The 7,798-nt window shown below is 63.1% G+C and carries 6 protein-coding genes; all 6 read right to left on the bottom strand.

Annotation, left to right across the window (positions count from 1 at the left end; all coding sequences use genetic code 11):
- Positions 1-335 precede the first annotated feature (335 nt).
- Complete coding sequence (locus J2X54_RS04645; protein ID WP_310178363.1) at positions 336-1,799, bottom strand: GTPase domain-containing protein; 1,464 nt, start codon at positions 1,797-1,799, stop codon at positions 336-338.
- Between the two features lie 8 nt (positions 1,800-1,807).
- The gene (locus tag J2X54_RS04640) at positions 1,808-3,280 is read right to left on the bottom strand and encodes a DUF2868 domain-containing protein (RefSeq protein WP_310178360.1); all 1,473 of its coding nucleotides are present in this window, start codon (positions 3,278-3,280) and stop codon (positions 1,808-1,810) included.
- A gap of 59 nt (positions 3,281-3,339) precedes the next feature.
- Complete coding sequence (locus J2X54_RS04635) at positions 3,340-4,083, bottom strand: phosphatase PAP2 family protein (RefSeq protein ID WP_310178358.1); 744 nt, start codon at positions 4,081-4,083, stop codon at positions 3,340-3,342.
- Entirely contained in the window at positions 4,055-5,785 is a 1,731-nt protein-coding gene (locus J2X54_RS04630) for a phosphoethanolamine--lipid A transferase (protein ID WP_310178355.1), read from the bottom strand. Before J2X54_RS04630 ends, J2X54_RS04635 begins: the two co-directional genes overlap by 29 nt.
- A 104-nt stretch (positions 5,786-5,889) precedes the next feature.
- Positions 5,890-7,122, bottom strand: a complete 1,233-nt coding sequence (locus tag J2X54_RS04625) for a HAMP domain-containing sensor histidine kinase (RefSeq protein WP_310178352.1) — start codon at positions 7,120-7,122, stop codon at positions 5,890-5,892.
- Positions 7,109-7,798: a response regulator transcription factor gene (locus J2X54_RS04620; RefSeq protein ID WP_310178350.1), complete on the bottom strand. Its 690-nt coding sequence runs from the start codon at positions 7,796-7,798 to the stop codon at positions 7,109-7,111. Before J2X54_RS04620 ends, J2X54_RS04625 begins: the two co-directional genes overlap by 14 nt.

Below are 7,798 nucleotides of genomic sequence, written 5' to 3'. Positions count from 1 at the left end.
GACGGGTCGCTCACTCAAAATACTGACAGGCCACTATTTTCATAGCGCCTATTTCATTACTTCTTGTGAACATTTGATATTTTAAGTATCACAGCAACTAGTGCTGCGTGCACTTTCATCAAACGTCCACACTTATCGACTGTTAATTTTTAAAGAACTGTATTCGGTACTGCGTTTCGCTGCGATCGTTTTGTCAGCCGCGAAGAAGAAAGAGTATGAAGCGTTTAGCTCGTTTCGTCAACCTTCTTTTTTCTCGTTTCACTCTGCATTTGCATGCGTTGTTCTGCGAGGGGGCGAATTATAGGCCGGCCACCAGGGGCTTGGCAAGAGGCTTTTTACAGGCTGCCGGCGACGTCGGGATACAGGCGCGCCAGGGTAGCGGAAACGATTTGCTTGATGAGCAATGCTGCACGGTCGCCGCTCAGCGCTGCCTTCTCGCGGCGCAGGTCTTTCCACAGTTCGGCCAGGTCGGCATCGTGCGCGCTGACGGCCTGTTCCACTTCTTCCTGCCAGAACGCCGGCGCTTCGTTTTCGACGAAATTGCCGCGACCACGGCCAAAGTGCGCCACGGCCAGGTAGCGCAGCACGCCGACCACGACCAGGTTACGCATGAAAGCGTCGGTAAATTGCACGGCAGCGACGTTGCGGTCGGTGCTGGCGTTGAAACCCCAGGCGGCGCCGGCAAAGGTAAGCGCCCCCACCACCCCGCCGATGATGGCGCCGCCGCCTAACGTCAGACCGCCAGCCATTACGTCGGCCGACAAGCCGGTGGCGGCACCAGACAACATGGCGCCCAGCAAACCGGCTTGCGCCTTGTCGATCGGTGCGCGCACGGCAAAGCTCTCGCGCACGCGCTCGTTGATCTTGCCGGCGTCGGTGGGGTCAAGCTGGTGCAGGATCAGCAGCTCGCGCGTGCTCTCGATCGAGCGTTGATTGAGGCGCGCGACCAGGGTAGCCATCGCCCGGTCCTGGCGCTGCTGCTCTTCGTTCTTGCCGATGCCCACCACCTTGAGCGCGGACTTGAGCATGCTCCTGCTTTCTTCCACTACCTGTTCGCTGTCGCGCGCGGCAGTGGCCAACTGGTCAGCGAGCAGATGGATGGCGCGGTCGTAGCGCTCGGCATTGCGCGCCTGCCAGGTGGCGAACAACCGGCCATAACCGGCCTGCAGAGAAGGATCGAGCAGCTTGCCGACGGTGTCGTAGAACACCCGCTCGTGCACCCAGCAGCGCGCGAAGGCGTCCAGCGCCAGCACCTCGCGTACGGCCGGATACTGACGCAGGTGCTGGCGCCAGCGCTCCTGCTCGGCGTGTTCTTCACCCAGCGGGCGTGGCCGGCCCACCTGGTTGAGCAACACCACGACCGGCTTGTCGAGCCATTCGAGGATTTTCATTTCCGCCGGCAGGTAGCCGGTGTCGCGCGGATCTTCTGACGAATTGACCAGGTACAGCACCAGGTCGGCCGATTCACGCGCGGTGCGCATCGCCTGCTGGCTGAGCCAGAATGGCCGGTCGCGGTAGCGGTCGATCACTTCGCGCAGGAACCAGCCGATCGGGTTGCCCGCTTGTCCCAGGCGCTTGAGCAGGCGCACCGAGTCGCCAAAGCCCGGCGTATCCCACAGTTGCAGCGCGTCGCCTTGCGGCGTGGTCAACAAGGTGTGCGATTCGGCGAAGATGGTGACATGGGCGGCATCGCGCACCTCGCCGATATCGACACCAACCAGGGTGCGAGCCAGCGTGGTTTTGCCATTATTGGTGTGCGAAATCAGCGCGAACTGGATCTGTACACCGTCTTTTTGCATGGAAACGGTCATTGTGGGGACGAAAGTGGCAGCCCGGCTTCGAGCGGATGGGTGCCAGGGTTGAGCAAGTTGACCACCGTGGCCCTGGTATGATGGAAGTGGCAGAACTGCTGCCACAGCGCCACGCGCTCGGCCAGGCGGGCGCGGTCGTCGGGGTGGTCGCCCATGCGTTCGACGTAGCTTGATTCGTCCAGCAGCACGGCAATGCCGCGCGGCGACGACTTGACCAGGTAGTCGAGGAAGGCGCCGTGGTTTTCCTTCTCCGGAGTGGCGGTAATATTAAAGAGCACCGCAGTGATGTTCACGTTGGGGTCGGTCAGATCGACTTCGCGCAGGATCTCGCGCGCTTCTTCGCCGTACGCACTCGATGGCCGCAACATCATGCGGCCCTGCTCGCCGAACGCCATCACCGCGACCTGCACCAGGCCCTGGTGGCGCACCTCGTCCACCGTAAAGCTGTACGGCAGCACGCGCAGCAGGCCGCCGGTGGACACGCCGATGGTGTCATTCAGGCGGCGGAAGTACGGATGGTCGAGGTCAAGCGGGAAGCGCCTGGCGAAATGCGCGGCGCGCAGGTTGTAGGCCAGCGCCAGCAACATGCGCGGCAGCACCACGAACAGGAAGATGGTCGCCGCATATAAATGCACCCAGCGCGCCCCGCCCTCGGCCAGCGTGGTCTGCGGGAAGCGCAGCGCCTCGATCTCGGCCAGGGTAAAACCTTGCAAATTAAATATGAACATCGCCGGCGCGAACAGGAACGACAGCAGGCCATGCACTTGCGACGCATTGAGGAAGGTGCTTTCCCAGCCGGCGCCATACTGCGCCAGCAGGCCGCGCGCATACAGCGAGGCGACGGCGCCGAGGGAAAACAGCGCCGCGCTCAAGTGAATGGTGCGGTTGAGCCGGGCGGCCGTCAGTCTGGCGCTCAGTTGCGCCCACTCCCCCATAAAGCTGAGCAAGGCGGTGGCCAGTACCGGCGGCATCTTGCGCGGCAGGACCAGCTTGCCCACGCTCAGGCGGCGCACCATGCCATCCTTGGGCCAGCCCGGCGCACGCGATGGAATGACCAGGCTGATCAGCAATCCTATATAGACCACGAAGTTCCAGGCCAGGATCAGCAACAAGGGCGCGGAGAGCAGATCGACGCGGTGCGGATCGGTAATGCGGTCGAGCGCCACGCCCAATACCAGGGCCAGCAACGGCAGCGCCCAGGTGAGCCCTTGCAAGCCGTAGCGGCGCTTGGAAAAGCTGGCAAACGCGGGATTGCGCTCAGCCAGGCGCTTGAGCAGCAGGTCGGAGCGCTGCTGCAGGAAATCGTCGCCGGTCACCTCGGCGTGCTTGCCCGAGGCTTGCCACTGCGCCAGTTCGCGCGCGCTGCGGCTGGCGTACAAGCGGTCGTCTTCGCTGAGAATTTCCTGCTTCTGGTCGGTGGTTTCGATGGCGCGGACCATCACCACATCTCTCGCGATTTGCTCGTTCATGGAATCCCCGTTATAAGTTAAACAACCTGATAGCGGGGATTGTGACGTACTTTATGAAATCAGGCCAACGCTGCACGCCCCTTACGTGAGCCGAGTATCCGATACAGCAAATAAACGATCAGCACCGCGATCCAGATCGACCACAGGGTGTGGGTAAGGAAATGGGCGCCGCGCAACTGCTGCATCCAGCCCACGGCAAAGCCGAACGCCAGCATGAGCGCACCCACGGCAGCGGCCATGCGCGGACGCGCCGGCAGCCAGAACACGGCCAGCGCCAGCAGCCACAGCGCGCTCGAGGCGTGGCCAGCCGGCAGGCAGTGACCGGAAGGTATACCGGCCGGCATCATTTCCAGTAAGCGCACATACGGCTCGTCGCCACCGTAGCGCTGCAAATCCCAAGGGCAGTGCGAATCGCTGAAACGCTTGAGCAGGCTGATGGCCGCCGGCACCAGCAGCGCCGACAGCGCCAGCACGCGCATGCCGGTGCGGCGCGCAGCAGTCCAGCGACGGATCGGCTTGAAGCAATCCCAGCTGGCCACGCCCACCACCGCAAAACCCAGCACCTGCAGCACGGTCTTCAGAATTTCGTGGTTGAAGCGCTCGGCCAGCCAGGCGTGCTGCCAGGGAAAGACGTTATGGGCGCGGTCGAACATGGCGTCGGCCAGGGCCAGGTCGAGATCGGTGTTATTGCCGATCCACAAGATCAGCAGGCCGGCGACCAGCATTGCCCACTCCACCGGCCGCAACAGGGCGATGCGACGTTTGGCAGGAATATCAGGGCTGGTTGGCAAGGGTACAGGCATGGAACATATCCAGTTGCGGGTTGTAGACGGCGGTGTTGATGTTCAACATGCCCAGGAACGAGTGGAACACATTGTCGTGCGAGAACTCCTGGTCGCGCCGCGCTTCCATGCAGCGCTGGTCGATATTGAAGCGGTCGCGGAAATTCTGGTCCAGCCACAGCATGAACGGGATGTGGCGCTGCTCTTCCGGCGAGATGATGTACGGCGCACCGTGCAAATACATATTCTTCTCGCCCAGCGATTCGCCATGGTCGGAGAAATACATCATCGCGGTCTCGACGTTGTTCTCGGCGCCGGCCGCACGCAGCAAGTCGATGGTCTTGCTGAGGAAATAATCGGTGTACAGGATGGTGTTGTCGTAGGCGGCGACAATCGACTCGCGCGAACATTTTTCCAGTTCATTGCTGGTGCACACCGGACCGAAGCGCTGGAATGCCGGCGGATACCGCTTCCAGTAAGCCGGGCCGTGGCTGCCCTTCTGGTGCAGCACGATCACGAGGTCGCGCTTGGCGTTGCGGATGATGTCCGGCAAGCCTTGCAGCATGCGCTCGTCGTAGCACTCGTCCTTGCCGCAGAACGGATCGCCGGCTTTCACTTCGGACATGTCTTCGTAGGTGACGCGGTCGCAGGCGCCCTTGCAGCCGGAATTGTTGTCGCGCCACAGCACGTCAATGCCGGCGTGACTGATTACGTCGAGCAAGCCCTCCTGCGCCTTGGCCTTGTCTTCCGAATAATTTTCACGCGTCATGCCGGAAAACAAGCAAGGCACGGAAATCGCCGTCGCCGTGCCGCACGAGTGTACATTCTTAAAATTGATCAGGCCGGCCTGGTGCGACAGCAGCGGATTGGTGTTGCGGCTGTAGCCGTTGAGCGAGAAATTCATGGCGCGCGCAGTTTCCCCCACCACCATGATGGTCACCGTGCGGCGCGGCGCCTGCGCGCCTGCCGTGGGGTGGTCGGGCGGTTGCGACCACAGCTTGCCCTTCATGGCGTCGCGGCCCATCGGTTCCACCACCAGCGGCTTGGCGAAGTGGTGCTTGAAATAAGAGTTGGTGGCCTGGATCACGTTGGTGGGCGTGAGCAGGAAGCGCATTTCGCGGTACTCGCGCACGGCCGGGGCCAGGGTCTTGAAGAATGTCATCATCAAGATCCCCGCTGCGCACACCGACAGCAGGAACACGATGGCATTGGTGACCACGCTGCGGGTAATCGACGGATAGCGCAGCTTGACGTGGTAGACCAGCAGCGACGGCAACACGCCCAACATGGCCATGGTGAACAGCAAATCCCAGCTCAGCAGCTCTTGGGCTTCGTGCGGATCGGTTTCCATCACGTTCTGGACCATGGCGGCGTCGATGGCGATGCCGTAACGGTTCATGAAGTAGCTGGCGCCGGCAGTCATGAAGAACAGCGCGATCAGCACCGGTTTGAGCAGGTAGCGGAACCCGACCAGGCTCAAAAAGGCGTTGAACACCAGCGCCAGCATGGTAAACGCCCCCAGGTATAGCGGAATATTGGAAGCCTGCAAGCCGCCGGTGGCGACCACGAAAGTTTTCCAGAAGCTGAAGTTGTAGGCCAGGACCAGGAACACCGCGGCGGCCAGCGTCAGTTGCATAGGATGCAAGGTCAGCTGGCGCAGGCGCGGCAGGATGTTGGTGCGCAGTGCCTGTGGCAACTGCATGGTCAGGTTGTGAACGTTCACGCGAGGCTCCAGAAGTCTAGCCTCTACCTTACAAACCTGCCGGTCAAATCGCCGTCACGGCGGCGTTAAGATTGCGTTAAACCAACTTAATTTTGTGATTAGTTTTATGGAAAGCGAATCTCGAACACGCTGCCGCCCCCTGCTCTCTCGCTGTAATGCAGGCTGGCGCCCAGGTAGGCGCAGATGCGCTGCACCAGTCCCAGGCCCAGGCCGGTGCCGGAAGAGCCGCTACCGCTGGCGCCAGGTGGCGCGGCCTCGTGCAGCACCCTGGCGCGCGCGGCCGGTGGCAGGCCGGGGCCGGTATCCTCGACAAACAGCGACCGGTCTTGCAGCACCACCACCACTTCACCCTCCAATGTATACAGGCAGGCGTTGCGCACCAGGTTGCCGACGGCGGCAATCATCAGCTCGCGCGGCGCGGTGACCAGGAAGTCGAAGCCGCCGGCGTAGCGCAAGCTCAACGGCTTGGCGCCCAGCAGCGGCTGGCTGCGCGCGCACTCCTCGGCAGCCAGCGCAGCCATCGAGACCGGCGCTGCTTCGAGCTGCTCGGGCGAGCGGGCCAGGCGCAGCAGCACCGTGATCGAATCGGACGCGTCGCGCGCGGCGCGGTAAATGCGCTCGGAGGCGGCCTGGATCGCCGGGTTGCCCGGCGCCTGCGCCATGATCACCTCGGCCGCGCCGCTGATGACGGTGAGCGGCGTGCGCAGCTCGTGGCTGACGTCGCCGGTAAAGAAACGTTCGCGGTCCAGCACCTCGGTCAGCTCGGTGGTGCGGGCGGCAAAGGCGCGCGCCAGGATGCCCAGCTCGTCGGGACTGTCCTGCAGCGGCAGGTCGGTGCGGCGCGCCTGCACGGCCGTGGCCAGGTCCATGATGGGGCGTACCACGCTGTTGCCGATAAACGCCCCGAACATCAACGATGAGACCAGGAAACCGGCAAAGCCGATGGCAAACATGCTGTAGACCACCAGCTCGATTTTTTCATAGGCGCTGGCGTGGTCCACCACCACGTAGTCGCCGGCAGCATCGCGCCCGGCCAGCACGTGCAGATCCACGCCATCGACGGTGATTTCGTTGGCGCCCTGCGGCAGGCCGCGCAGCGACTGCGGAATTTCGGCGTCATGGAAGAAGCTCAGGCCGGCCGGCATTTCAACCGGCAGGCCGCCCGCCTGGCGCGGCGACGCCCAGGCCGCCACTTCCTCAAGGCGCTCATCGACCAGCTTGACCTCGATCCCTTCGACCGCCACGGCGGCAATGATGGCAAAAAACAGGCTGGCGACGGCGGCAAACAGCAGGTAGGCAACGACGATACGGCGGCGCAGGGACTTAAAGGGGGGCATCGGAGGCGAGTAATTTGTAGCCTATGCCGGACACGGTGCGCAGCATGGCAAAGTCGTAGGGTTTGTCGAGCACCTGGCGCAGCGCATGGATGTGCGTGCGCAGGGCGTCGCTGTCGGGGCGGTCCTCGCCCCATACTTGCTGTTCCAGCATGTCGCGCGGGACCAGCTTGGGCGCCTGGGTCATCAGGCACTTGAGGATGATGTAGCCGGTCCTGGTGAGCACCAGCGGCGTGCCGGCGCGGTGCACCTCGAATTTTTCAGTGTCGAAACGCAGGTCGCCCACCGCCAGCACGGCGGCGCCGGCAGTCTGGCCGCGCGCGCGGCGCACCAGCGCGTTCAGGCGCACTTCCAGTTCGACCAGCGAGAACGGCTTGACCAGGTAATCGTCGGCGCCGCTGTCGAAGCCGGCCACCTTGTCCTGCAGCGTGTCGCGCGCGGTGAGCATGAGCACAGGCGTGGCATGGCGCAGCTCGGTGCGGATCTTGTGGCACAGCTCCAGCCCCGTCATCCCCGGCAGCATGACGTCGAGCACCATCACGTCGTACTCGTGCTGGGCGGCCAGCGCCAGGCCGGCGTAGCCGTTGGCGGCCGAGTCGAGCACGTGGCCCTTCGGCTCCAGGAACGCGTACAGGTTGGCCAGGATGTCCGGATTGTCTTCGATAATCAAGATCCGCAT

It is taken from the genome of Duganella sp. 3397 (genome assembly GCF_031456625.1).
Lineage (GTDB): Bacteria > Pseudomonadota > Gammaproteobacteria > Burkholderiales > Burkholderiaceae_D > Rugamonas > Rugamonas phyllosphaerae.
Note: the sequence above shows the minus strand (reverse complement) of the source record. Positions and strands in the feature narration are given on the sequence as shown.

What these genes read in the sequence shown, in the direction of transcription:
- J2X54_RS04635 (WP_310178358.1), bottom strand. Translation starts at nt 4,083, where the DNA reads ATGCCTGTACCCTTGCCAACCAGCCCTGATATTCCTGCCAAACGTCGC.
- J2X54_RS04645 (WP_310178363.1), bottom strand. Translation starts at nt 1,799, where the DNA reads ATGCAAAAAGACGGTGTACAGATCCAGTTCGCGCTGATTTCGCACACC.
- J2X54_RS04620 (WP_310178350.1), bottom strand. Translation starts at nt 7,798, where the DNA reads ATGCGGATCTTGATTATCGAAGACAATCCGGACATCCTGGCCAACCTG.
- J2X54_RS04625 (WP_310178352.1), bottom strand. Translation starts at nt 7,122, where the DNA reads ATGCCCCCCTTTAAGTCCCTGCGCCGCCGTATCGTCGTTGCCTACCTG.
- J2X54_RS04640 (WP_310178360.1), bottom strand. Translation starts at nt 3,280, where the DNA reads ATGAACGAGCAAATCGCGAGAGATGTGGTGATGGTCCGCGCCATCGAA.